General features: G+C 67.8%; 24 protein-coding genes. 10 read left to right on the top strand and 14 right to left on the bottom strand.

What is annotated here, in order from left to right; all coding sequences use genetic code 11:
* The first annotated feature begins 13 nt into the window (after positions 1–13).
* Positions 14–775 carry a dioxygenase gene (locus LFM09_RS22720; RefSeq protein WP_414098535.1) on the top strand — a complete coding sequence of 254 codons (762 nt, stop codon included), beginning with the start codon at positions 14–16 and terminating at the stop codon, positions 773–775.
* On the opposite strand, the gene LFM09_RS22715 is transcribed toward LFM09_RS22720, so the two are convergent.
* Entirely contained in the window at positions 772–1,926 is a 1,155-nt protein-coding gene (locus tag LFM09_RS22715) for a S1 family peptidase (RefSeq protein WP_414098534.1), read from the bottom strand. The genes LFM09_RS22720 and LFM09_RS22715 overlap by 4 nt on opposite strands.
* 359 nt (positions 1,927–2,285) lie before the next feature.
* Positions 2,286–2,777, bottom strand: coding sequence for a hypothetical protein (locus LFM09_RS22710; protein ID WP_414098533.1), 492 nt, complete (start codon positions 2,775–2,777; stop codon positions 2,286–2,288).
* A 63-nt stretch (positions 2,778–2,840) separates the two neighbouring features.
* On the opposite strand from LFM09_RS22710, the gene LFM09_RS22705 reads away from it, so the two are divergent.
* Together LFM09_RS22705 and LFM09_RS22700 are read left to right on the top strand one after the other, a co-directional pair.
* Positions 2,841–3,770: a threonine ammonia-lyase gene (locus tag LFM09_RS22705; protein ID WP_414098532.1), complete on the top strand. Its 930-nt coding sequence runs from the start codon at positions 2,841–2,843 to the stop codon at positions 3,768–3,770.
* Entirely contained in the window at positions 3,767–4,675 is a 909-nt protein-coding gene (locus tag LFM09_RS22700) for a threonine ammonia-lyase (protein ID WP_414098531.1), read from the top strand. Before LFM09_RS22705 ends, LFM09_RS22700 begins: the two co-directional genes overlap by 4 nt.
* A gap of 21 nt (positions 4,676–4,696) precedes the next feature.
* On the opposite strand, the gene LFM09_RS22695 is transcribed toward LFM09_RS22700, so the two are convergent.
* Together LFM09_RS22695 and LFM09_RS22690 are read right to left on the bottom strand one after the other, a co-directional pair.
* The gene (locus LFM09_RS22695) at positions 4,697–6,157 is read right to left on the bottom strand and encodes an MFS transporter (RefSeq protein WP_414098530.1); all 1,461 of its coding nucleotides are present in this window, start codon (positions 6,155–6,157) and stop codon (positions 4,697–4,699) included.
* Positions 6,154–6,909 carry a GntR family transcriptional regulator gene (locus LFM09_RS22690; RefSeq protein WP_030470948.1) on the bottom strand — a complete coding sequence of 252 codons (756 nt, stop codon included), beginning with the start codon at positions 6,907–6,909 and terminating at the stop codon, positions 6,154–6,156. The genes LFM09_RS22695 and LFM09_RS22690 overlap by 4 nt, the downstream gene beginning before the upstream one ends.
* A 223-nt stretch (positions 6,910–7,132) precedes the next feature.
* Between LFM09_RS22690 and LFM09_RS22685 the strand changes: the two genes are divergently transcribed.
* Genes LFM09_RS22685 through LFM09_RS22665 form a run of 5 tightly spaced genes read left to right on the top strand, consistent with a single transcriptional unit; the run spans position 7,133 to position 12,699 of the window.
* Positions 7,133–8,407: a sugar ABC transporter substrate-binding protein gene (locus tag LFM09_RS22685; RefSeq protein ID WP_414098529.1), complete on the top strand. Its 1,275-nt coding sequence runs from the start codon at positions 7,133–7,135 to the stop codon at positions 8,405–8,407.
* Between the two features lie 10 nt (positions 8,408–8,417).
* Positions 8,418–9,419 (top strand): carbohydrate ABC transporter permease, encoded by a 1,002-nt coding sequence (locus tag LFM09_RS22680; protein WP_414098528.1) that lies wholly within the window; start codon positions 8,418–8,420, stop codon positions 9,417–9,419.
* Positions 9,419–10,237 carry a carbohydrate ABC transporter permease gene (locus LFM09_RS22675; RefSeq protein WP_414098527.1) on the top strand — a complete coding sequence of 273 codons (819 nt, stop codon included), beginning with the start codon at positions 9,419–9,421 and terminating at the stop codon, positions 10,235–10,237. Before LFM09_RS22680 ends, LFM09_RS22675 begins: the two co-directional genes overlap by 1 nt.
* Positions 10,238–10,240: 3 nt before the next feature.
* Positions 10,241–11,659, top strand: a complete 1,419-nt coding sequence (locus LFM09_RS22670) for a glycoside hydrolase family 3 protein (RefSeq protein ID WP_414098526.1) — start codon at positions 10,241–10,243, stop codon at positions 11,657–11,659.
* On the top strand, positions 11,656–12,699 hold the full coding sequence (locus LFM09_RS22665) for an SIS domain-containing protein (RefSeq protein WP_414098525.1): 1,044 nt from the start codon (positions 11,656–11,658) through the stop codon (positions 12,697–12,699). The genes LFM09_RS22670 and LFM09_RS22665 overlap by 4 nt, the downstream gene beginning before the upstream one ends.
* 360 nt (positions 12,700–13,059) lie before the next feature.
* Here the strand turns inward: LFM09_RS22665 and nagA are convergent, their stop codons facing one another.
* Complete coding sequence (gene nagA, locus LFM09_RS22660; protein ID WP_414098524.1) at positions 13,060–14,259, bottom strand: N-acetylglucosamine-6-phosphate deacetylase; 1,200 nt, start codon at positions 14,257–14,259, stop codon at positions 13,060–13,062.
* 189 nt (positions 14,260–14,448) lie between these two features.
* Between nagA and LFM09_RS22655 the strand changes: the two genes are divergently transcribed.
* Entirely contained in the window at positions 14,449–15,123 is a 675-nt protein-coding gene (locus LFM09_RS22655; RefSeq protein WP_414098523.1) for a FadR/GntR family transcriptional regulator, read from the top strand.
* Here LFM09_RS22655 and LFM09_RS22650 read toward each other — a convergent pair.
* Positions 15,109–15,987, bottom strand: a complete 879-nt coding sequence (locus LFM09_RS22650; protein WP_414098522.1) for a LysR family transcriptional regulator — start codon at positions 15,985–15,987, stop codon at positions 15,109–15,111. The two genes, LFM09_RS22655 and LFM09_RS22650, sit on opposite strands and share 15 nt — an antisense overlap.
* Positions 15,988–16,058: 71 nt before the next feature.
* Here LFM09_RS22650 and dapA point away from each other — a divergent pair, with 71 nt between their 5' ends.
* Positions 16,059–16,916 carry a 4-hydroxy-tetrahydrodipicolinate synthase gene (dapA, locus tag LFM09_RS22645; protein WP_414098521.1) on the top strand — a complete coding sequence of 286 codons (858 nt, stop codon included), beginning with the start codon at positions 16,059–16,061 and terminating at the stop codon, positions 16,914–16,916.
* On the opposite strand, the gene LFM09_RS22640 is transcribed toward dapA, so the two are convergent.
* From LFM09_RS22640 to LFM09_RS22605, 8 genes are read right to left on the bottom strand one after another with little or no spacing between them, the layout of a single operon-like run.
* On the bottom strand, positions 16,913–17,746 hold the full coding sequence (locus LFM09_RS22640) for an amidohydrolase family protein (protein ID WP_414098520.1): 834 nt from the start codon (positions 17,744–17,746) through the stop codon (positions 16,913–16,915). The two genes, dapA and LFM09_RS22640, sit on opposite strands and share 4 nt — an antisense overlap.
* Entirely contained in the window at positions 17,743–18,699 is a 957-nt protein-coding gene (locus LFM09_RS22635) for an aldo/keto reductase (protein WP_414098519.1), read from the bottom strand. The genes LFM09_RS22640 and LFM09_RS22635 overlap by 4 nt, the downstream gene beginning before the upstream one ends.
* The gene (locus tag LFM09_RS22630; RefSeq protein ID WP_414098518.1) at positions 18,696–19,007 is read right to left on the bottom strand and encodes an L-rhamnose mutarotase; all 312 of its coding nucleotides are present in this window, start codon (positions 19,005–19,007) and stop codon (positions 18,696–18,698) included. The genes LFM09_RS22635 and LFM09_RS22630 overlap by 4 nt, the downstream gene beginning before the upstream one ends.
* Before the next feature lie 3 nt (positions 19,008–19,010).
* Positions 19,011–20,027, bottom strand: a complete 1,017-nt coding sequence (locus tag LFM09_RS22625; protein WP_414098517.1) for an ABC transporter permease — start codon at positions 20,025–20,027, stop codon at positions 19,011–19,013.
* Positions 20,024–21,499, bottom strand: coding sequence for a sugar ABC transporter ATP-binding protein (locus LFM09_RS22620; protein ID WP_414098516.1), 1,476 nt, complete (start codon positions 21,497–21,499; stop codon positions 20,024–20,026). Before LFM09_RS22620 ends, LFM09_RS22625 begins: the two co-directional genes overlap by 4 nt.
* On the bottom strand, positions 21,499–22,533 hold the full coding sequence (locus LFM09_RS22615; protein WP_414098515.1) for a sugar ABC transporter substrate-binding protein: 1,035 nt from the start codon (positions 22,531–22,533) through the stop codon (positions 21,499–21,501). Before LFM09_RS22615 ends, LFM09_RS22620 begins: the two co-directional genes overlap by 1 nt.
* Before the next feature lie 14 nt (positions 22,534–22,547).
* Positions 22,548–23,300: an SDR family NAD(P)-dependent oxidoreductase gene (locus LFM09_RS22610; protein ID WP_414098514.1), complete on the bottom strand. Its 753-nt coding sequence runs from the start codon at positions 23,298–23,300 to the stop codon at positions 22,548–22,550.
* Entirely contained in the window at positions 23,293–24,603 is a 1,311-nt protein-coding gene (locus tag LFM09_RS22605) for an enolase C-terminal domain-like protein (RefSeq protein WP_414098513.1), read from the bottom strand. The genes LFM09_RS22610 and LFM09_RS22605 overlap by 8 nt, the downstream gene beginning before the upstream one ends.
* Between the last annotated feature and the right edge of the window lies 1 nt (position 24,604).

The following is a 24,604-nucleotide window of genomic DNA, read 5'->3' as shown; positions in this document are numbered from 1 at the left end:
TACGCTCGAACCCGTGAGCGCACCCGTTCTGTACCTGAGCCACGGAGCACCTCCGCTGGCTGACGACGAGACGTGGACCAGAGAGCTCAAGGACTGGTCCGCCACCCTCCCGCGCCCGGAGGCCGTGCTCATGGTCTCCGCGCACTGGGAGGAGGCGCCGACCACCATCGGCGCCACGACGACCGTGCCGCTGGTCTACGACTTCTGGGGCTTCCCGCAGCGGTACTACGAGGTCACGTACACCGCTCCCGGTGCGCCGGAGCTCGCGGAGGACGTGAAGAAGCTCCTCGGCGGACACGTCCAGCAGGACGCGGAGCGCGGGCTCGACCACGGCGCCTACGTGCCGCTCAAGGAGATGTTCCCCGACGCGGACGTGCCGGTGCTGCAGATGTCGCTGCCCACGCTCGACCCGCGCGAGCTGCACGACATCGGCCGGAAGCTCGCACCGCTGCGGGACAAGAACGTCCTGATCGTCGGCAGCGGGTTCATGACGCACAACCTGAGCTGCGTGCACTTCAACCAGGGCCCGGACTACGAGCCGCCGTCGTGGTCGAAGGAGTTCGACGACTGGGCGCACCAGCAGCTGGCGAACGGCGACGTGGACGCGTTGCTGGACTTCCAGCAGAAGGCGCCGGCCGCCGGGATCGCACACCCGCGGACCGAGCACTTCGCGCCGCTGTTCGTGGCGCTGGGCGCGGCGAGCAACGAGAAAGCCCGTACCAGTGTTGAAGGCTTCTGGTACGGGCTCTCGAAACGATCAGTGCAGTTCAGTTAGCCACGCGTCAGGGTCAGGCCGTAGCGCGACAGGATCGGGTTCACCGGCTGGAAGAACGTGGTGCCGCCGGACGAGCAGTTGCCCGAACCGCCGGACGTCACGCCCTGGGCCTGGCCGAAGCCCGAGCCCGCCACCCACGAGCCACCCGAGTCACCGGGCTCCGCACACGCGTTGGTGCGGGTGAGGCCGCGGACGGTGCCCTGCGGGTAGTTCACGGTCTGGTTGTAGGCCTGGACCGTGCCGCAGCGCCAGCCGGTCGTGGAGCCCGAACGGCAGATCTGCGAGCCGATGGCCGCGACGGTGGAGCCGCGAACGATCACGTTCGCGCCGCCGTAGCGGTTGACCCACGGACGCGGGGTCCAGTTGGCGTTGGTGCGGACGTGCGCCATGTCGCTGCCCGGGAACACCGAGCCGGCGAACGAGCCCGCCGCGACGCGGTTGTAGCCGGAGACACCCGTGCCGGCGCGGCCGCAGTGACCGGCGGTCACGTAGCCGCCGCTCACCGAGAAGCCGAGCGAGCAACGGCCGCCGCCGCTCATGTAGATCGCGTCACCACCGCGCAGGTCGTACAGCGTGGTCGGGCTCTCGGTCACCTCGGCGACCTGGACCGAACCGCTGATGGACTTCGCCGTGGCGATCCACTTGTCGGCCGCCGCGTCCCGGACGTTCTTGTTGACCTCGACGACGACGCTGTTCGACTTCTCGTCGACGCGCCAGCTGGTGATGCTCGCCGGGGCGCTCATGAGGTCGAGCACCGACTTGGTGCCGCTGAGCTGAGTGAGCGAGTTCTTGACGACCTTGACGTCGGCGCCGTTCACGGAGAGTCCCGACTTGGTCACCGCGACGGTCAGTCTGCCGCTCGACTGGTCGATCCACGCTCCGCCGAACGCGTCGCCGAGAGAGGCCTTCGCCTGCTCCGCGACTTCACTCGACTTGAGGTCACTGGCCAACCGGACGCGTGCCTGGTCAGCGTTCAGGCCCAAATCACGTTCCACCGCTTGGAGCAATTCGGCCGGGTAGCTCTCCGTGTCGGAACCGGTTGGGGCGACTGGTGCGGCAGGGGCGCCAAACGCCGGTACGCTGAGAGCAGTCACGACTCCGGTGGCGAGCAACACGGCACCGGTAACACGGGCCGCACTCGTGCGGTTCATCAGACGTCTCCCTCACTTTCGGGTGCAGGGGAACCCGAGAGATCGGTTGCAGGGACCTCTCTCGGGGGCTCTAGGGGGACGGGTGGTGGGGCGGCGGCAGGGGTCGCCCCACCCCTCCAATCCCCAGATCTCGTTCTCGTCTTGTGAAGGCGCCGCGCTCAAGTGGTCTTGCCACGAGCCACATCGCGCCTCCTCCCGGTCTCTTTCGGACCTAATCCTTCGCCCGTTCGAGTGACGTTATGGGCATGTTATCTATTACGCCCTACCTCGACCGTGGACGAAGTGTGTCACAGCTCACGACAGATCAACTGCGGTGCGTAGCAATTGACAGTTAACTATCGCTCAAAGTAGTGACGTGATCACCGAATGGGGTCGACAGTTGACGGCGGCGTCGAGCTGTCGGTCGGCTGTCGGGATTCTGTCGACGTGGTCGATGGTCCGGTCGGCGTGGTGCTTTCGGTGGGCGACTGACCGGACGTGCTCGGAGGCACCGTCACGGTCTCTGTTTCGGTCTTCGTCGTCTCGGTGTGGGTCTCGGTGTGCGTGCTCGTCGTGGACGTCTTCCCGGGGTCCGCCGAAGTCGGTTTCCCGGTGACGAGTTGAACGCTCGTGACGGTCAGAACAGTCACCACGAACGCGAGCAGGCCGCCCACCGCGATGACCTGCCAACGCTTTTCGCGTTCCATCGAGCGTTGGTAGAACACGGCGCCCACTGTGGTCACCACGCTCGCGAGAATCGCGCCGATGATGGTGCCGGCGACGTTGAGGCGAAGGCTCAGCACGGCCGCGGTGGCGGCGGCGAGCACACTCGCGATGAGCTTGACGGGGGTGATCTTCTCCTTCTCAGACATGACACTTGTAGGACGTCGGGCACAGTTCACCGGTTGTGCCCCGGTGACGTGCATCATCAACGCATGCGTCTGGTGACTCTCGAGGACATCCACGCGGCCGCCGCCGCGATCGCCCCGCACGTCGTCCACACCCCGTTGCTGTCGTTCGACTCCGGGTTGTGGATCAAGCCCGAGATGCTCCAGCCCATCGGGGCCTTCAAACAGCGCGGGGCGGTGAACGCGTTGTCCCGCATACCTTCCGAGGACCGGGCGCGCGGTGTCGTGGCGTATTCGAGCGGTAACCACGCGCAGGCGGTCGCTTACGCCGCCAAGACTCTGGGCATGCCGGCGGCGATCGTCGTGCCGGACAACACACCACAGCTGAAGATCGACGCGACGCGGGCGCACGGCGCAGAGGTGTTCGTCGTCGGCATCACCGAACGCGAGTCGCGGGCCTACGAACTGGTCGAGGAGCGCAAGGCGACGCTGATCCCGCCGTTCGACCACCCGGACGTGATCGCCGGTCAGGGCACGATCGGTCTGGAGATCTGCGCGGACCTGCCGGAGGTGGCGACGGTCCTGGTCCCGGTGAGCGGCGGCGGGCTGATCTCCGGCGTCGCCACGGCGGTGAAGTCGTTGCGCCCCAACGTTCGCGTGATCGGTGTCGAGCCCGAGCTCGCTGGTGACACCGCCGCTTCGTTCGCGGCCGGCTCGCTGGTTCGCTGGGACGCGCACGACCGCGCCCGCACGGCCGCCGACGGTCTGCGAGCCGAGCCGTCCGAGCTCACCTGGGCGCACATCCGCGAGTACGTCGACGACGTGATCACGGTGACCGAGGACGAGATCCGCGACGCGGTGAAGCAGATCGCCCGCCGCACGCGGGTCGTGTCCGAGACGAGCGGCGCCGTGCCCGTTGCCGCATACCTGAACCGCTCGCTGCCCGCCGGTCCGGCCGTCGCCGTGGTGTCGGGCGGCAACATCGAGCCCGCGCTGCTGGCGTCGATCCTCGGATGATCACGCTCGACGACGTCCGTTCGGCCGCAGCGGTGATCGCGCCGCACGTGGTGCGCACGCCGCTGCTGCCGTTCGGTCCTGGCTGGCTCAAGCCGGAGAACCTGCAGCCGATCGGCGCCTTCAAACTCCGTGGCGCGCTGAACGCCTTGGCACGCCTGGAGAACCGTTCGAACGGCGTGGTGGCGTACTCCAGCGGCAACCACGCCCAGGCGGTGGCGTTCGCGGCCCACCTGCACGGTGTTCCGGCCGCGATCGTGATGCCGGACAACACGCCGACGGTCAAGATCGAGGCCACGAAGGCGTTGGGCGCCGAGGTCTTCATCGTCGGCATCACCGAGCGCGTGGAACGGGCCGAGGCTCTCGTCGCCGAACGCGGCGCGGCGCTCATCCCGCCGTTCGACCACCCGGACGTGATCGCCGGCCAGGGCACCATCGGCCTGGAGATCCTGGAGGATCTGCCCGACGTCGAGGCCGTGATCGTGCCGATGTCCGGCGGCGGGCTGATCTCCGGAGTCGCCACGGCGGTCAAGGCGCTGCGCCCGGACGTCCGGGTGATCGGTGCGGAACCGGCCCTGGCCGCCGACATCGCCGCCTCGCTGAAGGCGGGCTCGTTGATCCGCTGGGACCCCGTAGAGCGGGCTCAGACGGTCGCTGACGCGTTGCGGGACGAACCGTCGGCGCTCACCTGGTCCCACATCAGCAAGCTCGTCGACGACGTGATCACGGTGACCGAGGACGAGATCCTCGCCGCGGTGGCCCACCTGGCTCGCCGGGCCCGGCTGATCGCCGAACCGAGTGGGGCCGTGGCCGTGGCAGCGCAGGCGAAGTTCGGTGGGGCGGGTGTCGGCGTCGTGTCCGGCGGGAATGTCGACCCGGCGCTGCTGGCGCGGCTGTTGGTGGCCTGAGCGCCACCAGCGACCTGGACGCTAGTGGTGCGCCTTCTCGCCACCTGACCTGATGTGGGTCGGCGGACCCTCCACCCCGCAGTGCAGGCACTCGCCGGGGTGCGGGGTCTCGTGCTGCTCAGGAGCCGCGTCCAGCACGCCGTTGTCCACGCCGATCGCGAGCACACCACCGATGATCGCCGCGACCGCGCACAGCACGAGCGCCATCTGCCACCCGGAGGTCATGACCTCCGGGTCCGTGTAGTCGTCGCCCATCAACCCGACCGCCGCGGGCAGCACGGCCATGGCCAGCAGGCTGCCGGTGCGTGCCACGGCGTTGTTGACGCCGGACGCGACGCCCGCGTGGTGATCAGGGGCGGAGGCGAGCACGGTCGCGGTCACCGGCGCGACCACGGCGGCCAGGCCCACACCGAACACGAGCACGCCGGGCAGCACGCCCGTCAGGTACGTCGAGCCTGGCTCGGCGTTGCGCAGCAGCAGCATGCCGAGGCCCACGACGATCGGGCCGATGATCAGCTGCAGGCGCGGGCCGTACTTCTGCGCGATCTTCCCCGAGGTCGACGACGCCAACAGCATGATGATCGTGATCGGCACGCTGGCCAGGCCCGACGCCGTGGGCGAGTAGCCGAGCGACACCTGCAGCTGGAGCACCAGCAGCACCATCACGCCACCGAGGGCCGCGTAGACCAGGAACGTCAGCAGGTTCGCCACCAGGAACGTGCGGTTGCCGAACAGCGATGGCGGTACCAGCGGGTCGGCGGACCGCACCTGGACCACGCCGAACGCGATCATCGCCACCAGCCCGAGCGCCGCCACCAGGTAGGACTGCTCGACCAGGCCACCGGTCAGCAGGGCGAGACCGACCGCGCCGACCGCCGCCGAGAGGTAGTTGGGGTGCCCGGCTTCCTCGTCGCGGGACTCCGGCACGAACCGCAGCGCGAGCCACACGCAGACGGCAGCCACCGGCAGGTTCACCAGGAACGCGAGCCGCCACGACCAGGCCTGCACCAGCAGCCCGCCGACGAACGGCCCGATGGCGGTGGCCACACCGGACAGTCCAGACCAGGCGCCGATCGCCCGCGACCGGTCCTCCCGGTTGAACGACGACTGCAGGATCGCCAGGGCACCTGGCGTCAGCAACGCCGCGCCCACGCCCTGCAGCACGCGTGCGGCGACCAGCACCGGCACGTCCCAGGCCACACCGCACAGCAGTGACGCGACGCCGAACCACACCACGCCGATCACGTAGACCCGGCGCCGGCCGAACCGGTCGCCCAATGATCCGGCGACCAGGATCAGCGAGGCCAGGGCGAGCATGTAGCCGTTCAGGATCCACTGCAGATCGGTGACCGACGCGGTGAACTCCGCGCCGATCCTGGGCAGCGCGACGTTGACGATCGTGCCGTCGAGCATCGCCATGCCCGAACCGAGGATCGTCGTGGCCAGCACCGCGCGGGCGCGCGGTGTGCCCCAGGCGATCAAGACGGCCGGTTCAGCGTGGCGACGAACTTGTAGCGATCACCCCGGTAGACCGAACGCACCCACTCGATCGGGTTGCCCTCGGTGTCGAACGAGTGCCGCGACAGCAGCAGCATCGGCAGGCCGATGTCGGCGCCGAGCAGCTCTGCCTCTTCGGGCGAGGCCAGCGCGGTCTCGATGGTCTCCTCGGCGTGTCCCATCTCGACACCGAACCGCTCGGACAGCACCTGGTACAGCGAGGCGCCAGGCGCCAGGTACCGGCGCAGCCCGCGGAACCGGCCGAGCGCGAGGTGTGTGGTCTCGATCGCCATCGGCTCGTTGTCGGCCAGACGGAGGCGGTGCAGGCGCAGCACCTTGGCACCAGGCCGCACGCCGAGCAGCCGGGCGAGCTCCGCCTCGGCCGGCATCTCGGAGGCCTCGATGAGCTTGGACGACGGCACGCGGCCCTGGGCGCGCATGTCCTCTGTGTACGAAGACAGCTGCAACCTCTGGGCGACCTTGGGTTCGGCCGCGAAGGTGCCCTTGCCCTGCACCCGGAGCAGCCGGCCTTCCACCGTCAGCTCGGCAAGAGCCTGGCGAACGGTCGTCCTGGAGACGTCGAACTCCGCTGCCAGCGACCGTTCCGTGGGGATCGGCGAGCCGGGCGGAAGTGCCCTCAACAGGTCGAGCAGGTGCCGCTTGAGACCCCAGTACTTGGGTTCGCGTTGTGCACGCGTCCTGGCGTCCACGCCTGATGCAGGCGTCGTCTCCAGCATGGCCTCCTCCTCGCACTCCATGTCACGCACCACAAGGATGCCTTGTCCGTGTCGATTCGTGCGTTCGAACCCCCGCCAATCGACACGAAATTGCTCCGATGACTCCGCAACGCTTTGGCAACGCGCTTGACAGACTCGGTGACGCAGCACACGCTGTTCCGCATTGGTCTACACCACTTGGGCGTTCCGGCCGAGGGGCCGGGCTTGCTGAAAGGGCGCGACTGTGAAGGGCTGGAGAGGACTCGCTGCTGGTGCCGCCGCACTGGCAGTGGCCGTGTCCGGATGTGGCACGAGCACGAACAGCGGTAGCGGCACGGAGACCAAAGAGATCACCGTGTGGCTCATGGACGGCTCCGCGCCGACGACCCTGACCGACGCTCTGAACAAGGAGTTCGAGAGCGCGAACGGCATCAAGGTCAAGTACGAGGTCCAGAAGTGGACCGGCATCCAGGAAAAGCTGACCACGGCTCTGGCCAGCAGCACGCCCCCGGACGTCATCGAGCTCGGCAACACCCAGACGGCGAGCTTCGCCGACCAGGGCACGCTGATGGACGTCACCGCCGACGCGAGCCAGTTCAACAGCGGTGAGTGGCTCGGCGGTCTGAAGGACTCGCTGACGCTGAACGGCAAGCAGTACGGCGTGCCGTTCTACGCCGCGAACCGCACCGTGATCTACCGCACGGACCTGTTCCAGGCGGCGGGCATCGCGCAGCCGCCGACCTCGCGGGCCGAGTGGATCGACGCGATCAACAAGCTCAAGGCCGCGAACGCCTCCAACCCGGACTTCCAGGCCCTGTACCTGCCTGGCCAGTCCTGGTACTTCCTCCTCTCGCTGCTGTGGGACGAGGGCGGCGACGTCGCGGCGCAGGACGGCGGCAAGTGGACGGGCAAGCTCGACACGCCGCAGGCGAAGGCGGGCTTCGAGGCCTACAAGGCGCTGTACGACGCGTCGGCCGCGAAGAAGGCCCCTGCCGACATCGACGAGGCGAAGCCCCAGCAGATGGAGGTCTTCGGCACGGGCAACGTCGGCATGATGATCGGTCTCCCGTGGGAGCTCGCGGGTGCCGTCAAGGCCAAGCCGGACCTGAAGGACAAGACCGCGGCGTTCCCGATCCCGTCCAAGAAGGCCGGTGCTGCCGCGCCGGTGTTCCTCGGCGGCTCGAACCTCGCGATCCCGGCGGCCAGCAAGAACGCCGACGCCGCGAAGAAGTACCTCGCCCTGCTGTCGTCCAAGAAGTACCAGGACATGCTGGCCGAGGGTGGCGCTGTTCCCGGCACCTCGAAGGACACCGCGAAGCTCGCCACGAGCCCGATCGGCAAGGCCATGGCGGACTCGTCCCCCAACGGCAAGGTCACCCCGGTGACGCCGAAGTGGGCGGCCGTCGAGGCAGGCCAGAACCCGCTCAAGGACGCGCTCACGGCGTACCTGTCCGGCGCGAAGTCGCTGGACCAGGCGACGAAGGACGCGAGCGAAGCCGTCACCAAGGCCATGGGCTAGCCCAGCTGAGATGACGGCCGTCAAGACGACCGAAACGGCAGCGCCGGCCGGGGACAACACCCCGCCGGCGCTGCCGCCTGCCGTGACGGGTGGGGCGCGCAAGCGTCGCCGCCGGGGCGGCGCCTTCGACCGGGCGCTGCCCTACCTGCTGCTGGCTCCGGCGCTCATCGCGATCCTCTGGCTGATCGGGTTCCCGGTCGTCTCGGTCTTCGTGACGAGCTTCCGCCAGCTCAACCTCGGTGAACTGGTCCGCGGCGAGATCGTGTGGACCGGCATCGACAACTACGTGACGGTCCTGAAGGACGAGCGCTTCTGGGAAGTCACGCTGCGGACCGTCGTGTTCACCGTCGCCGTCGTCGGCGTGTCGGTGGGCGCGGGCCTGCTGATCGCGTTGCTGATGCGCGTGCTTTCCCCGTGGGCGCGGGTCCTGCTCCAGATCACGATGCTGTGCGCGTGGGCGATGCCGATCCTGGCGTCCGCGACCGTCTACATCTGGATGTTCGACCAGAACTACGGAATCTTGAACAAGACCCTGGTGCAGCTCGGTTTCGAGCAGTTCAACGGGCACTCGTGGTTCGGTTCCGGCACGTCGACGCTCGCGGTGGTCGGCCTGCTCATCGTGTGGCAGGCGATCCCGTTCCTCGCCTTCTCCCTCTACGCCGGACTTGTCGGCATCCCGCGCGACCTCTACGAGGCAGCGGGCATCGACGGCGCGTCCGGCCTGCAGACGTTCCGCGCGGTGACCTGGCCGGAGATCAAGTCGCTGCTGATGATGGTGACGTTCCTGTCGACGTTGTGGGACTTCAAGGTCTTCGCCCAGATCTGGGTGTTCAAGGAGGGCGGCCCGAGCGGGGAGAGCACCACGCTCGCCGTGCTGCAGTACCTGGAGGGCATCGCGAAGAGCCACTTCGGCGTCGCGGCCGCGATCTCCGTGCTGATGATGATCATCCTCGGCCTGATCACCTTCCAGTACCTGCGCCGGCTGCTGCAGACCGAGGAGGGCAAGATCTGATGCTCAAGAAGTCTGCCGCGAACGTCGCGGGCGTCGTGCTCGCGCTGTTCTTCCTGTTCCCGACGTACTGGATGCTCACGTCCGCGTTGAAGCCCAAGGGCTCGACGATCACGTCGGACTACGACCTCGTCCCGTTGTCGGTGACGTTCTCGAACTTCGTCACGGCGTGGACGAAGCCCGGCTTCCTCAGCGCGCTCGGCAACAGCCTGCTCGTGACGCTCACCGCGGTGCTCGCCGCGATCATCGTCGGCATCACCGCTGCGGTCGCCATGTCGCGCTTCGCTTTCCGCGGCCGCAAGTCGTTCGTGCTGCTGATGCTCGTCGCACAGATGGCGCCGTTCGAGGCGTTGCTGATCCCGATGTTCCTGATGATGCGGGATCTCCAGCTGTACGAACACCTTTCTTCTCTTGTGCTCGTGTACTTCGCGGTGACGCTGCCGTTCTGCGCGTGGACGTTGCGCGGGTTCGTCAACGGCATCCCGGTCGAGCTCGAAGAGGCCGCGATGGTCGACGGCTGCGGCCGTTGGAAGGCGTTCCAGAAGGTCACACTTCCTTTGCTGGGACCAGGTCTGGTCGCCACCTCGGTCTTCGCGTTCATCACGGCGTGGAACGAGTTCCTGTTCGCCAAGGTCCTGATCCGCAGCCAGGACAGGGAAACCCTCCCCGTCTGGCTGTCCGGCTTCCAGACCGCGTTCGGCACCGACTGGGGCGGCGCGATGGCCGCGTCCGTGCTCTTCACCGTGCCCGCACTCGTTTTCTTCCTGATCGTCCAGCGCAAGATGGTCGCCGGTGTCACCGCCGGTGCAGTGAAGGGATGACACGTGGATCAGTTGGCCGCTGCCGTTCTGCTTCCTGGGTTTCACGGAACGACCGCCCCCGACTGGTTGCTGCGGCGGGTCGCTGACGGCCTCGGCGGCGTTGTGCTCTTCGGGCGCAACGTCGTCGACGACGACCAGGTGACCGCGCTGTGCAGCGAACTCCGCTCGGTGCGCCCGGACGTGGTGATCGGCATCGACGAGGAGGGCGGCGATGTAACGCGTCTCGACGCGGGCCGCGGCTCCGAGGTCCCCGGCAACCACGCCCTGGGCGCGGCGAACGACCTGGACCTCACCCGTTCAGTAGCCGCCTCCATCGGTGCCAGGCTGGCGAAGTGCGGGATCTCGTTGAACCTGGCCCCGTCCGCCGATCTGGTCCTCACCCTCGACGACCCGATCATCGGCGTCCGCGCGTTCGGCTCGGACCCGGTCCTGGCCGCACGCCACGTGGCCGCCTGGGTGGAGGGTCTGCAGGCCGTGGGTGTCGCCGCCTGCGCCAAGCACTTCCCCGGCCACGGAGCGTCCACAGAGGACTCGCACGAGGAACTCCCGGTGCTGCCGCGCACCGAAGAACAACTCCGCGCGGTGGAACTGGTCCCGTTCCAGGCGGCCGTGAACGCAGGCGTCCGCTCGATCATGACCGGCCACCTGGTAGTCCCCGAGTGGGGCCCTGCTCCGGTCACCCTGAACAAGCACGCGATCAACCTCCTCCGCACCGAGCTCGGCTTCACCGGCGCCGTGATCACCGACGGCCTGGACATGAAGGCGGTGGGCGGCGACCTGGCCCACGGCGCAGTCCGCGCCCTGGCAGCCGGCGTCGACTCCCTCTGCCTGGGCGGCATCGCACTGGACGACGACGACCTCAGCTGGCTGATCGAGTCGATCGTCGCCGCCGTGAAGTCCGGGGACCTCTCCGAAGAACGCCTGACCCAGGCGGCCGCCCGCTCCCTGGCACTGGGCCTGCCACCTTCAACCGTCGACGCCCACGACGCTGAGATCGGTCTCACGGCCGCTCGACGTGCCGTTGAAGTGCGCGGACAGGTTAATGTCGGTACCAACCCGGTCGTAGTAGACCTGGTCGTGGACCCGTCGATCGCAGTGGGCGACGTCCCCTGGGGCCTGGGCCCCTACCTGAAGGACCTGCTCCCTTCCACCGAGGTGATCGCCTCCCGCGACACCTCCGCCGAAGAAGTTGCGTCCGCAGCGGGCACCCGCACGATTGTGGTCGTGACCCGAGACGCCCACCGCCACACCAGCGCTCGACAACTGGTAACAAACTTAACTAATCTGGGCCTGGACGTGGTGCACGTAGAAACCGGCGTGCCGGGTCCGGACCTGGGCAGCGTCGCCCGCATCGACACCCACGGCGGTTCTCGGGTGAGCCTCCGAGCCGCGGCCGAGCTGATCCTGAAAGGCACCACATGACCACGCCCCAGCCAGGCCGGCACATGGCAGAGGAGATCGCGGCCCAGCCATCGATCTTCAACGCCCTCTACACCTCGCGATCCGCAATCGCCGAGGTAGCCGCCGTGATCCGCGACCGCGCCCCCCGCTTCGTGCTCTTCGCAGCCCGCGGCTCCAGCGACCACGCAGCGATCTACGCCAAGTACCTGACCGAAATCCTCCTGCAGCTCCCCGCGGGCTTGGTCTCCGCCTCGACGACCACGCTGTACGGCGCCGAGCCCGACCTCCGCGACGTCCTCCTGATCACGGTCTCCCAGTCCGGCGGCTCCCCCGACCTGCTTGAGGTCACGGCCTCGGCTCGTAGGCGCGGCGCCCTGACGGTCGCAGTGACCAACACGCCGCAGTCACCGCTGAACGCCGCGGCCGAACTGTCAGTCGACGTCTCCGCGGGCGTCGAACACGCAGTGGCCGCCACCAAGACCTACTCGGCAACGCTGCTGGCGTTGTACCTGCTGATCGACGCCGTGCGAGGCGGCGACGGCGCCGCCGCAGCATCCCTGGGCGACCTGGCTCAGGTGACTCTGGACCAGTCCGCACCGACAGTCGAGGAAGCCGTCCGCCGCTACCGCTTCGTGGACCGAGTCCTGACCACCGGCCGTGGCTACTCCTACGCCACCGCCCTGGAAGCGTCCCTGAAGCTGGCCGAAACCTCATACCTGGCAGCCCGCGCCTACAGCGGCGCCGACCTCCTCCACGGCCCGGTAGCGGCAGTGGACGGAGAAACGGCAGTCCTGGCAATCACCTCCCAGGGCAAGGGCGGCGACTCACTGCTGGACGCCCTCCAGGTGGTGAACCAGCGCGGCGCAGACGTCGTGGCAGTCGGCTCGGCCTCAGAAAAGGTCCCGTCCGCCCTCTCGATCTCCATCCCGGAGACCGCAGAGGAAGTGGCTCCAGTACTGGAAATCCTCCCCGTCCAACGCCTGGCCCACGGCCTGGCCTTGGCACGAGGCGGCGACCCAGACAGCCCGCGGGGCCTGAACAAGGTCACCCGAACCCTGTAATACCAAGGAAAACGGCCCGCCGGACACCCCGGCAGGCCTTTTCTACGCGATGGCGAAGCCGAGCCGTCCTTTTCCATACGGGCCGGGTGGGGTGGTCCCGACACGAGTCGTGCCCCTTCGTGACCGGACCACCCCACCACCGCAAGCACCTACGCAACAGCAAGCCGCCCTGAGCAACAGGCGTGCCATCAACCCGCCCGCGGCGCTGGCCGGTCTTTGATCAGATTGGCGGGGTCTGGGGCGGCGCCCCAGAAAGCAGCCGCAGGTGACTACGCAACGCGCCCACCTACGGACAACAAACAGGAACCCGCCAACGCACCAGGGGGACGACCTACGAAACCGCCGCGCGCGCCGAAGGCGCTACTGCCCAGCAGTCGCATACCCCGCAGAAACAGGCGCCACAGCAACCTCGGCGTCAAAGACAACCCGCCCATCAACCCAAACCTTCTTGGGCCGAAGCTCGTCATCCCACCAAACAAGGTCAGCCACAGCCCCTGGCGCCAACCGCCCAAGCCCAGACTCACCAATAACCTCAGCCGGAACAATCGTCGCCGACGCCAACGCATCCGCCACCGGCACACCAACGGACACGATGTTCCGAACAGCCCGGTCAAGCGTCAGCGCAGACCCAGCAATCGTGCCTTCAGGCGACCGCGGCACCCCATCCTCAGTCAACAACACATCAGCCCCACCGAGGTGATACCGCCCAGGCGGCATCCCAGCAGCAGCAACAGCATCGGTAACGAGCGCAACCCGAGCCCCAGCAGCGTTGAACACAAGCCGACAGACATCAGGCCCAACGTGTGCAAGGTCCGCGATCAGCCCAAGGGTGAAGCGTTCATCAACCAGCGCCACCCCAGGCACCCCGGGTTCCCGATGCCCCAACGGCCTCTGAGCGTTGAACAGATGCGTGACCATCCGCGCCCCAGCATCAGCTGCCGCCCGAGTCTGCTCCCCAGTGGCATCCGAATGCCCCACAGCAACCAGCACTCCGGCCTCAACCAGCCGCCGAACGGCTTCAAGACCACCAGGCTGCTCAGGCGCCAACGTCACCATCCGCAACGCCCGCCGCAACGTCTCATCCTCGAGCAGGGCAGAAACCTGATCCGGCCCAGGCTCAACCATGAACGACGGATCGTGCACCCCAGCCCGCTTGGGCGACAAGAACGGTCCCTCGAGGTGAACCCCAAGAGGCCGAGCCCCAACCCCACCGGGCAATGCGGCAGAAGCAGCCAGCACGGCACGTGCCTGCCTCAACACCACATCCACCGGTGCAGTGATCAACGTGGGCAAGAACCGGGTCACCCCGGTAGACGGCAAGGCCTCCGCGACGAACCGCATGCTGTCAGCGTCAACCTCAGCGAAGTCGACTCCAACAGCCCCGTTCACCTGCACATCCACGAGCCCGGGTGTCAGCAGGCCATCGGATAGGACCTCCGCGCCGGGTGGTGCCTCACCGGTGGTCACCTCGACGATGCGGCCGTCCCTGATCCGCACCGAGGCAGGACCGACGATCGTGCGACCGAGCAAAGCGCGCGGTGCTGCGACAACGGCGTCCAAGATCCCTCCTTGAATGGTCCAGACCATTATGGCGACAACAGGGGTTCCCGTCACGTATCGTTAGTAGATAACCATCTCACATCCCAATCCGTGAATCACGGCCATTCGTACCGGGTTACACGGAAGATGAACGTCCGTGGCGCATACTGGTCCTCAGACATCCGAGGTCTACAACGAGTTGAGGGTGCCGTGGCAGTCACTGACGACGCGATCCTGCGAGTCAAGGAGATGATCGTTTCGGGCGAACTCAAGCCCGGCGACCGCCTCCCGCGTGAGGCTGACCTGGCCGAACGCCTCGGCCTGTCGCGCAACTCCCTGCGCGAGGCCGTAAAAGCACTGTCACTCGTTCGTGTACTCGACGTCCGCCAGGGCGACGGCACCTACGTCTCGTCCCTGCGCGCCGACGACCTCCTCGGCGCCCTCTCCTTCGTGCTCGACCTGCACCGAGGCGAAGATTCGGTGCTCGAAGTGCTCCAGGTCCGCCGCATCCTCGAGCCCGCCGCAGCCGCCATGGCAGCCCAGCGCGTGGACCCGGACGAGATCATCAAGCTCCGCGCCCTCTGCGACGCCGCCGAGTCCGCGAAGTCCGTGGAGGAACTGGTCGAACACGACCTCGACTTCCACCGCGCCATCGCCCAGTGCTCAGGAAACGCCTACCTGGCCCAGCTCCTGGACACCCTGGCCGGCCCCACGGTCCGCGTCCGAATCTGGCGCGGCATCACGCAGTCCAACGCCGTGGACCGCACGGTCGCCGAACACCGCGCCATCGTCGACGCCCTGGCGGCCCGCCAGCCGGAACTCGCCCGCAGCTGGTCGACTGTGCACGTGGCCGGCGTCGAGCAGTGGCTCTCAGACCTGGCGTAGCTGCTCCAGCACCGCACGCACGGCAGGCTGCCCATCCGCCCGATGCCGCACCACGGCAGAGACGGTCCGGAAAACCTGCTGCTTCAACGGCCGCAAAGCCACCCCAGGGCGCCGCGCCACCGACGGCACCAACGCCACCCCGAGCCCGGCCTCGACGAGCCCGCACATGACGCCGAAGTCATCGCAGTAACCCTGCGCACGCGGCACAAACCCTGCGGCACCACAGGCACGCTGGGTCAGTTCGTGGCACGACGCGTCGGTGCGCGGCATGATCCACGGCCGGTCCGCCAACTCCGCCAGATCAACGGAATCCTGCTGCACCAACGGATCCGAAAGCGGCAAAGCCACGTTCACCGGCTCCACGAACAGCTCAAAGGACTCGCACGACGGCGGCAAGGACCGCGGCATGATGTTGTACGAGTGGATGACGGCGATGTCGATGTCCCCGCGCCTCAACGCCGGCAGCGACGCCTCGGGCTCCATCTCGTGCACGAACAGCTCCACATCGGACCCGTGCGCCGAACGCAGGACCCGGATCACGCGCGGCAGCAACGCCGCGACGGACACGAACGCCCCGATGCGCACCACACCGGAAACGGAAGTCCGCAGCGAAGCCAGGTCCGCCTCGGCAGCCGCGAGCTGATCCAGGACCAACTGCGTGTGAGCCGCCAGCACGTGCCCAGCGCGGGTCAACGACAACCGGCGCCCGTCCCGTTCGACCAGCGGAACCCCGGCCTCACGCTCCAGCGCAGCGAGCTGCTGAGACACAGCTGGAGACGTCACGTGCAGGGCCTCGGCAGCAGCGGTGACCGTGCCGTGGACCGACAGAGCGTGGAGCAGCCTCAGCCGCCTTACATCCAACACAAAGCTCAGCTTAACGTTCCGGGCAGAACTTCTAACTGGAACTTTCCAAACGTTCAAGCCACCCTGGAGTCATGTTCGGACGAGTGCTGGTAGCGATGGTCACCCCGTTCACCCCCGACGGTGACCTGGACCTCAAGGGTGCGCAGGAGCTGGCGGCGCACCTCGTCGACAAACAAGGCGTGGACGGCCTGGTCGTCAACGGCACGACCGGCGAGGCCCCGACGACCAGCGACGCCGAAAAGGCGCAGGTCATCAGGGCTGTCAAGGAAGCGGTCGGCAACACCCACGTCCTCGCGGGTGTCGGCACCAACTCCACCCGCCACACCATCGAGCTCGCCAGGCAAGCCGAGGAGAACGGCGCGGACGGCCTCCTCGTCGTCACGCCGTACTACAGCAAGCCCACCCAGGAAGGCGTCGAGAACCACTTCCGCGCGGTCGCCAACGCGAGCGGCCTGCCCGCTCTGCTCTACGACATCCCCGGCCGCACGGCCACGGCGATCGACACCGACACGCTCATGAAGCTCGCCGACCACCCGCGGATCGTCGGCGTGAAGGACTGCAAGGTCGACCTGCTGGCGACCGCGAAGGTCATCGCCGAGACCGGGCTGGACTTCTACTCCGGCAACGACGAGCTGATCCTGCCGCTGTACTCGATCGGCGGCGTCGGCACGGTCAGCACCGTCGGCCACGTCGTCGGCAACGAGATCAAGGCGATGCTCGACGCCTACGACGAGGGCGACAACAAGGAAGCCCTGCGCCGGCACCAGGCGCTGCTGCCGGTGATCACCGCGATCATGACCCGCGAGCCCGGTGCCGTCGCGGTCAAGGCAGCGCTCAACCTGCTCGGACTGCCGGCCGGGCCTGTGCGTGAGCCGCTCGCCGAGGCCACGCCGAAGCTGATCAACGAGCTGAAGGCTCTCTTCGTCTAAAGCGAATACACCCGGCGAGCAGTGCCAGAGAAGATCGAAGCCTGCTCGCCGGGTGACAGCTCGGACACCAACTCCTGAGCGGCCCCGAGCCACTCGTCATAAGAAGCAGCCAGCAAGCACACCGGCCAGTCCGAGCCGAACATCAACCGCTCCGGCCCGAACGCGTCGAGCACGACCTCGAAGTACGGCCGCAGCGCCGCCACGTCCCAGGACTTCCAGTCAGCCTCGGTGACCAGCCCGGACAGCTTGCACGTCACGTTCTCGTGCGCCGCCATCGACCGGATCAGCTCAGCCCACTCACCGGCATCTGAAGACCCGACCGCCGGCTTCGAGCAGTGGTCCACCACGAACTGCACGTTCCCCAACGCCGCCACGGTCTTGCGCGCGGCCGGCAGCTGGTGCGGCAACGTCAGCAGGTCGTAGACCAGACCCGCGGCGCCAACGGCAGCGAGCCCCTTCCAGACCTCCTTGCGGCACAACCACTCCGGGTCCGGCTCTGCCTGCACGCCGTGCCGGATCCCGCGCAGCCACGAGCCGTCGGGACCACCCTTCAAGGCCGCCAACGCATCACCAACGGCAGGCGAGGTCAGGTCGGTCCAGCCCACCACCGCGCTGACAACATCCGAAGAAGCCGCCACAGCGAGGAACTCCGGCGTCTCCTCAGCGACCGGAATCGTCTGCACCAGCACGGAAGCCGAGACCTCAGAAGCAACGGCGAGGTAGTCCGGTTCCAGGAACGACCGCCGGATCACACCCATCGGCGGATCGGTGATCCAGTCCTGGTCCCGGACGGACAGGTCCCACAGGTGGTGATGAGCATCGACGATCACGGCGTCGGAACCTCCGGGTCGATCAGGTTCAGAGCCTTCAGCTCGTTCCACAGGTCAGCAGGAATCGAAGCCGAGAAGTACGCGGCGTTCGCGTTCATCTGCGCAGCCGTCCGTGAGCCGATCACCACCGACACCACCGCCGGATGCCCGAGCGCGAACTGGATCGCCGCCTCGGGCAGCGTCACGCCATGGCGCCCGCACACCTCGGCGATCGACCGAGCGCGCATGACCAACGAGGCCGGCGCGTCGTCGTAGTTGTACTTGGCATCGGAGGCCACCTCGGGCTTCGACAGCAGCCCGGAGTTGAACACCCCGCACGCCACCACGGAAACACCCCGCTCGACGCACAACGGCAGGAACGACGCCAAAGACGGCTGTTCCAGCAGCGTGTAGCGCCCGGCGAGCATCACCACGTCGATGTCGGTCTCGCGGACGAACCGCTCCGGCATCTCCCACTGGTTCATGCCGACGCCGATCGCGCCCACGACACCCTGCGACCGCAGCTCTTCCAACGCCGGATAGGCCTCGCCGACCGCCGAAGCCCAGTGGTCGTCCGGATCGTGGATGTAGACGATCTCCACCCGGTCGGTGTCGAGACGCTCCAAAGAGGACTCGATGGACCTGCGCACACCGTCCGCCGAGTAGTCCCGGATCCGTCGGAAGTGGCGCGGCACCGCGAAACCCTCGTCGTCGAGACCTTCACCGTCGAACGGCTCCAGCAACCGGCCGACCTTCGTGGAGATCACGTACTCGTCGCGCGGCCGCCCGGCCAGGGCAACGCCGAGACGACGTTCCGACAACCCGAGCCCGTAGTGCGGCGCGGTGTCGAAGTACCGCACACCGGTCTGCCAGGCAGCCTCGACCGCGCCGAAGGCCTCCTCGTCGGAGACCTCCCGGTACAGGTTGCCGATCGGCGCAGCGCCGAAGCCCAGACGAGAAACAGCAACCTTCACGGCAGCTCCCACACGAGTCGCACATCGGGTTCGGCACCGGAGTAGTCGTCCTCGACCTCCAGCAGTTCCGCCATCTGAGCCTGCCACGGAACGTTCGCCGGGTGAGTGGCCAGATGAGCGCGCATCGCCTGGTAGTCGTCCACCTCTACCAGGTGGAACAACTCGCGGCCCGACCGCCAGATCCGCCACGAGCGCACCCCGGCCTCGCGCAACGCGCCGTCCAGCTCCGCAGGAATGGTGGCGTGAACACGGTCGTAGTCAGCCTCTCGTCCCTCACGAAGCCGGGTGTGCAGCGCAACGGTCTCCAAGGCTCACTCCTGCTTCTGACCGGTCGCGAACCGGGTCACGATCAGCGCGAGGATGATCACCGCACCGTACGAGGCCTTGATGTAGAAGCCGGAAACGCCCTGCAGCCGCAGGATCTGCTCGACCAGGCCCAGCATCAGCACGCCGGACAGCGCACCGAACAACGTGCCCTTGCCGCCCTGCAGCGAAATACCGCCGATCACCGCGGCCGCGAAGACCTGGAAGATCATGCCCTCGCCCTGGGTCGCGGCCACCGAACCGAGCCGCCCGGTCATCAGGATGCCCGCGATCACCGCCAGCACGGAACCGATGATCAGCACGGTCCACACCACCCGGTCCACCCGGATACCGGCCGCCCGCGCGGCCTCCGAGTTGCCGCCGACCGCGTACAGCGAACGCCCGGCCCGCAGGTACTTCAGCACGAAGATGCCCACCGCGTAACAGACCACGCAGATCCACACCGCCGCCGGCAGGCCGAGCCAGGTCGTGGATCCCAGGTACAGGAACGACTCCGGCACGTCGATCAGCGACTTGCCCTCGGTGATCGCGAGCTGCAGACCGCGCAGCATCGTCAGCATGCCCAGGGTCACCATGAACCCGGACAGGCCGACCTTGAGGATCAAGAACCCGTTCAACCCACCGATCGCAACACCGATGAGCAGGCACAACGGCAACGCCATCCACGCGGCGAGACCGACGTCGAGCCCACCGGCGGACGCGGGGATGATCAACGCGACGGCCAGCGCGGGTGCGAGACCGACCGTCGACTCGAGCGACAGGTCCATCTTGCCGACGATCAGGATCATCGCCTGCCCCAGCACCAGCAACGAGAGCTCGCTCTGCTGGGTCAGCACCGCGATCAGGTTGCCGGGCGTCAGGAAGATCGGCGACAGCACGGCCCCGATGATCAGCAGAATGATGATCACCGGGACCAGCGCGAGATCCTGGTACCGCGCGAACTGGAACTTCTGCTTCCCAGGCGGTGTGGGCGCCGAGACCGGCGGAGTCATGGCCTTCGTCATTCCGAGCTCATTCCCTCAATAGCCGCGATGAGTTCCTGGTCGCGCCAGCCACGAGAGAACTCGCGCACGACAGACCCGTGGAACATCACCAGAACACGGTCGCAGACCCGCAGGTCGTCCAGCTCGTCCGACACGACGATCGCCGCCTTGCCCCGGCGCGCCTGCGCGTCGACCACCCCGAGCAACGACTCCTTCGACTTCACGTCGACGCCCGCGGTCGGGTTGATCAGCACCAGCACCGACGGGTCGCCGGCCAGAGCCCGCGCCATCACGACCTTCTGCTGGTTGCCACCGGACAGGTCGGACACCGGCTGGTCCGGTCCGGAGGCTTTGACGTCGTACGACGCGATCGCCGTGGACCCAGCCGACCTCTGCGCCGACGGCCACACGAACGCTCCGGCCGTGCTCATCGTCGCGTTCTCCGCGATCGACAGGTCCAGCACGAGGCCCTGGTGGTGGCGATCCCGTGGCACACAACCGATTCCGGCCCGCAGAGCCGCGGGCACATCACCGCCGCGCACCACCGAGCCGTTGACCGAGATCGTGCCGACGGACGGCTTGCGCAGCCCGTAGACGGTCTCGGCGAACTCGTGCTTGCCGGACGACGCACTGCCGGCGAGCCCGATGACCTCGCCACGCGTCGCCGACAGCGAGATGTCCGAGAAGTGGTCCCCGCTCAGCGAGGACACCGTCAGGACCTGGTCTTGCGAGGACGGCCGGTCGTCGCCGCTGGGCACGTTCAGCCCGCCGGCCTCACCGGTCATCGCCTCGATCAGATCGGGCTTCGACATCTCGGCGACCGGCGCGGTGATGATGTGCCGCGCGTCGCGGTAGACCGTCACCGTCTGGCAGACCTCGTAGACCTCCTGCAGGTGGTGGGAGATGAAGAGGAACGTCACTCCCCTGTCCTGCAACGACCTCATCCGGTCGAACAGCCGCTCGATCGCCGGGCCGTCGAGCTGCGCGGTCGGTTCGTCGAGGATCACGAACCGCGAGCCGATCGACAGCGCCCGCGCGATCTCGACGAGCTGCCGCTGCTCGACGGTCAGCGTGGACACCAACGAGTCCGGGTCCACCGCGACCTCGTAGGTCTCCAGCAACGAGGCGGCCTCGGCCTTCAGCTTCTTCCAGCTGATCAGCCCGCCGCCGAGGTCCTGCCTGTTGATGAACAGGTTCTCGGCGACGGAGAGCTCCGGCACGACCGTCGACTTCTGGTACACGCACGCGACGTGACGACGCCACGCCGCGCGGTCGGCGACGGGCGGCGCGGGTTCGCCGAAGAAGCTGACCTCGCCCGCGTCCGGCACCTGCATGCCGGTGAGGACCGAGACCAGCGTCGACTTGCCCGCGCCGTTGCGACCGACGAGCGCGTGCGACTCACCGGCCCGGATCTCGATGCCCACGTCGTCCAACGCGAGCGTCCGCCCGAACCTCTTCGTCACGCCACGCGCGACAGCAGCGAAGTCGTTCATCAGATCTGATTGCCCCAGAACGCCTTGTCGTCGACGTTCTCCTTGGTGATCAGCGGCGCGGGCAGCTGGTCCTCAAGACGACCACCACCGACGTCGACGATGGTGGAGTCGTGGTCGGTCTTGCCGGGCGAGAACGTCTTCTTCTCCACTGCGGCCTTGGCGTAGAACAGCGCCCACTTCGCGTAGAGGTCGGCCGGCTGCGAGACGGTCGCGTCGATCTCACCCTTGCGGATCGCCTCCAGCTCCGACGGGATGCCGTCGTTGGAGACGATGAAGATGTGCTTGGGGTCGCTCGGCGGGACCAGCAGGTTCCGCTGCTTCAGCACCTGCAGCGTCGGCGCGAGGAACACGCCACCGGCCTGCATGTAGATGCCGTTGATGTCCGGGTGCTGGTTCAGCCTGGTCGTCAGGGCCGCGGACGCCTTCGGGCCCTCCCAGTCGGTCGGCTCCTCGAACACCGTGATGCCGGGGAAGTCCTTCTTCATGCAGGCGGCGAACGCCTCGGAGCGGTCGCGGCCGTTGACCGACGACAGCGCGCCCTGGAACTCGATGACCTTGCCCTTGCCGCCGAGCTTCTCACCGAGGAACTTGCAGGCCTTCTCGCCGTACGCCTTGTTGTCCGCGCGCACGACCATGTAGGTCTTGCCCTTGTCCGGACGGGTGTCGACGGTGACGACCGGGATGCCCGCCTTGTCCAGCCGGTCCAAAGTGGACGCGATGGCACCCGTGTCCTGCGGGGCCATGACGATCGCCTTGGCGCCCTGCGACTGCAGCGACTGGGCGTTCGCGACCAGGGTCTCCACCTTGTTCTGCGAGTTGGTGGGGTTCAGCAGGTTGATGCCGAGTTCCTTGGCCTTGTCCGGGAAGTACTTGATGTACGAGTTCCAGAAGTCGGAGTCGGCCCGCGGGTGATCGGCGCCGATCGGCCCGACACCTCCGGATCCGGTCCCGCTGGCCCCGCTGCCACAAGCCGTCAATGTCAGTGCACCGGCGAGTGCGAGGCACACCGCGGCGGTGAGGTTGCGACGCTTCATCGTTGTATGGCCTTTCATGACTGCTTGGGCCGCAGGCGCAACCCGTACATACCGCCATCGACAGCCAGGATGGTGCCGGCGGTGGAACCGGAAAGCGGGCTCGCCAGGTAGGCGATCGCGCCCGCGACCTCATCGGCGGAGACCAGCCGGCCGTGCGGCTGGCGTGCCTCCAACGCGGCCCGTTCGGCGGCCGGGTCCGGCGCCGAGTCGAGCAGACGGCCCACCCACGGGGTGTCCGCCGTGCCGGGGGCGACCGCGTTGACGCGAATGCCTTCGCGCACGTGGTCGGCGGCCATCGCGAGCGTCAGCGAGTACACCGCGCCCTTGCTGGCCGAGTAGAGAGCACGCTGCGGGAGCCCGGCCCAGGCAGCGATGGAGCAGGTGTTCACGATCGCCGCGGACGGCGAGTTCCGCAGGTGTGGCAACGCGGCCCGCGACACGCGAACCATGCCCAGCACGTTGACGTTCATGACCTTCTGCCACTCCTCGTCGGAGTTGGCGGCCACGTCGCCCTGCGAACCGATGCCGGCGTTGTTGACGACGACGTCGAGGCGGCCGAACCGCTGCACGACCTCGTCGATCGCGGCCTTGACGCTCTCGTCGTCGGACACGTCCGCGCGGATCCCGACGAGCGGGTCCTTCACGTCCGGGGTGAGGTCCAGCGCCACCACGGTCGCGCCGCGCGACGACAGGAGGTTCGCCGTCGCCAGACCGATGCCGGAGGCACCGCCCGTGACGACGGCGACCAGTCCTTCGAAGTCAGTCACTCTCGCCCTCCAATGCCGTCCACACGGGACCCTCCGGGTACACGTAGTCGGACAGCGTCTCGTCCTTGAGCTGAGCGGAGAATCCCGGCGCGGCGGGTGCCAGGTAACGGCCGTTCTCGACGACGGCCGGGTCCAAGAAGTGCTCGTGCAGGTGGTCGACCCACTCGATCACGCGCTCGCCGACCTCGCCGGAGACCGCGACGTAGTCGAAGAACGACAGGTGCCTGACCAGCTCGCACAGGCCGACACCGCCGGCGTGCGGGCACACCGGCACCTCGAACTTCTTGGCCAGCAACAGGATCGCGATGTTCTCGTTCACGCCCGCCACCCGGCAGGCGTCGAGCTGCAACACGTCGATCGCGCCGGCCTGCAGGAGTTGCTTGAACACCACGCGGTTCTGCACGTGCTCACCGGTGGCGACCCGGATCGGGGCCAGCGCGTCCGCGATCGCGCGGTGCGCCAGCACGTCGTCCGGCGAGGTCGGCTCCTCGATCCAGTACGGGTTGTACGGCGCGAGCTCGCGCATCCAGCGCACGGCCGTGTCGACGTCCCAACGCTGGTTCGCGTCCACCGCCACGCGCACCTCGTCGCCGACGACCTCGCGGGCGAGCTTCATCCGCCGCACGTCGTCGTCGAGGCTGCCGCCGACCTTCAGCTTGATCATGTCGAAGCCGTCGGCGAGGGCCTGCCGCGCGAGCCCGGCGAGCTTCTCGTCGGAGTAACCGAGCCAGCCGGGTGAGGTCGTGTAGGCCGGATATCCGTCGCGGGCAACGGTTTCCACGCGTTCGGCCTTGCCGTGCTCGATCTTGCGCAGGATCTGCAGCGCGTCGTCGGGCGTCAGAGCGTCGGACAGGTACCGGAAGTCGACGAGGCTGACGATCTCTTCTGGCGTCATCTGGGCGAGGAACCGCCAGACGGGTAACCCGGCGCGGCGCGCGGCGAGGTCCCACGCGGCGTTGACGACCGCGCCGATCGCCATGTGCGCGACGCCCTTCTCCGGGCCGAGCCAGCGGATCTGCGAGTCGCCGATCAGCTCGAAGTACAGCTCGGCCAGCGCCTTCGCGGTCTCCGGCACGTCCTTGCCCACGACGTGCGGGGCCAGCGCCTTGATCCCGGCGGCCTGCACGTCGTTGCCGCGGCCGATGGTGAACGCGAGCCCGTGGCCCTCCGGTCCGTCGTCGGTGCGCAGCACGACGTAGGCGGCCGAGTAGTCCGGGTCCGGGTTCATCGCGTCGGAGCCGTCGAGCTCACGCGAGGTGGGGAACCGGATGTCCAGCACGTCCAGTGCGGTGATCTTCGGCATG

Source organism: Lentzea alba (assembly GCF_047445655.1).
GTDB lineage: Bacteria > Actinomycetota > Actinomycetes > Mycobacteriales > Pseudonocardiaceae > Lentzea > Lentzea alba_A.
Note: the sequence above shows the minus strand (reverse complement) of the source record. Positions and strands in the feature narration are given on the sequence as shown.

Excerpts from the sequence above, each read along its gene's own strand:
- LFM09_RS22715 (WP_414098534.1), bottom strand. The coding sequence starts at position 1,926 with ATGAACCGCACGAGTGCGGCCCGTGTTACCGGTGCCGTGTTGCTCGCC.
- LFM09_RS22710 (WP_414098533.1), bottom strand. The coding sequence starts at position 2,777 with ATGTCTGAGAAGGAGAAGATCACCCCCGTCAAGCTCATCGCGAGTGTG.
- LFM09_RS22705 (WP_414098532.1), top strand. The coding sequence starts at position 2,841 with ATGCGTCTGGTGACTCTCGAGGACATCCACGCGGCCGCCGCCGCGATC.
- LFM09_RS22700 (WP_414098531.1), top strand. The coding sequence starts at position 3,767 with ATGATCACGCTCGACGACGTCCGTTCGGCCGCAGCGGTGATCGCGCCG.
- LFM09_RS22690 (WP_030470948.1), bottom strand. The coding sequence starts at position 6,909 with ATGCTGGAGACGACGCCTGCATCAGGCGTGGACGCCAGGACGCGTGCA.
- LFM09_RS22680 (WP_414098528.1), top strand. The coding sequence starts at position 8,418 with ATGACGGCCGTCAAGACGACCGAAACGGCAGCGCCGGCCGGGGACAAC.
- LFM09_RS22675 (WP_414098527.1), top strand. The coding sequence starts at position 9,419 with ATGCTCAAGAAGTCTGCCGCGAACGTCGCGGGCGTCGTGCTCGCGCTG.
- LFM09_RS22665 (WP_414098525.1), top strand. The coding sequence starts at position 11,656 with ATGACCACGCCCCAGCCAGGCCGGCACATGGCAGAGGAGATCGCGGCC.
- dapA (WP_414098521.1), top strand. The coding sequence starts at position 16,059 with ATGTTCGGACGAGTGCTGGTAGCGATGGTCACCCCGTTCACCCCCGAC.
- LFM09_RS22625 (WP_414098517.1), bottom strand. The coding sequence starts at position 20,027 with ATGACGAAGGCCATGACTCCGCCGGTCTCGGCGCCCACACCGCCTGGG.
- LFM09_RS22620 (WP_414098516.1), bottom strand. The coding sequence starts at position 21,499 with ATGAACGACTTCGCTGCTGTCGCGCGTGGCGTGACGAAGAGGTTCGGG.
- LFM09_RS22615 (WP_414098515.1), bottom strand. The coding sequence starts at position 22,533 with ATGAAGCGTCGCAACCTCACCGCCGCGGTGTGCCTCGCACTCGCCGGT.
- LFM09_RS22605 (WP_414098513.1), bottom strand. The coding sequence starts at position 24,603 with ATGCCGAAGATCACCGCACTGGACGTGCTGGACATCCGGTTCCCCACC.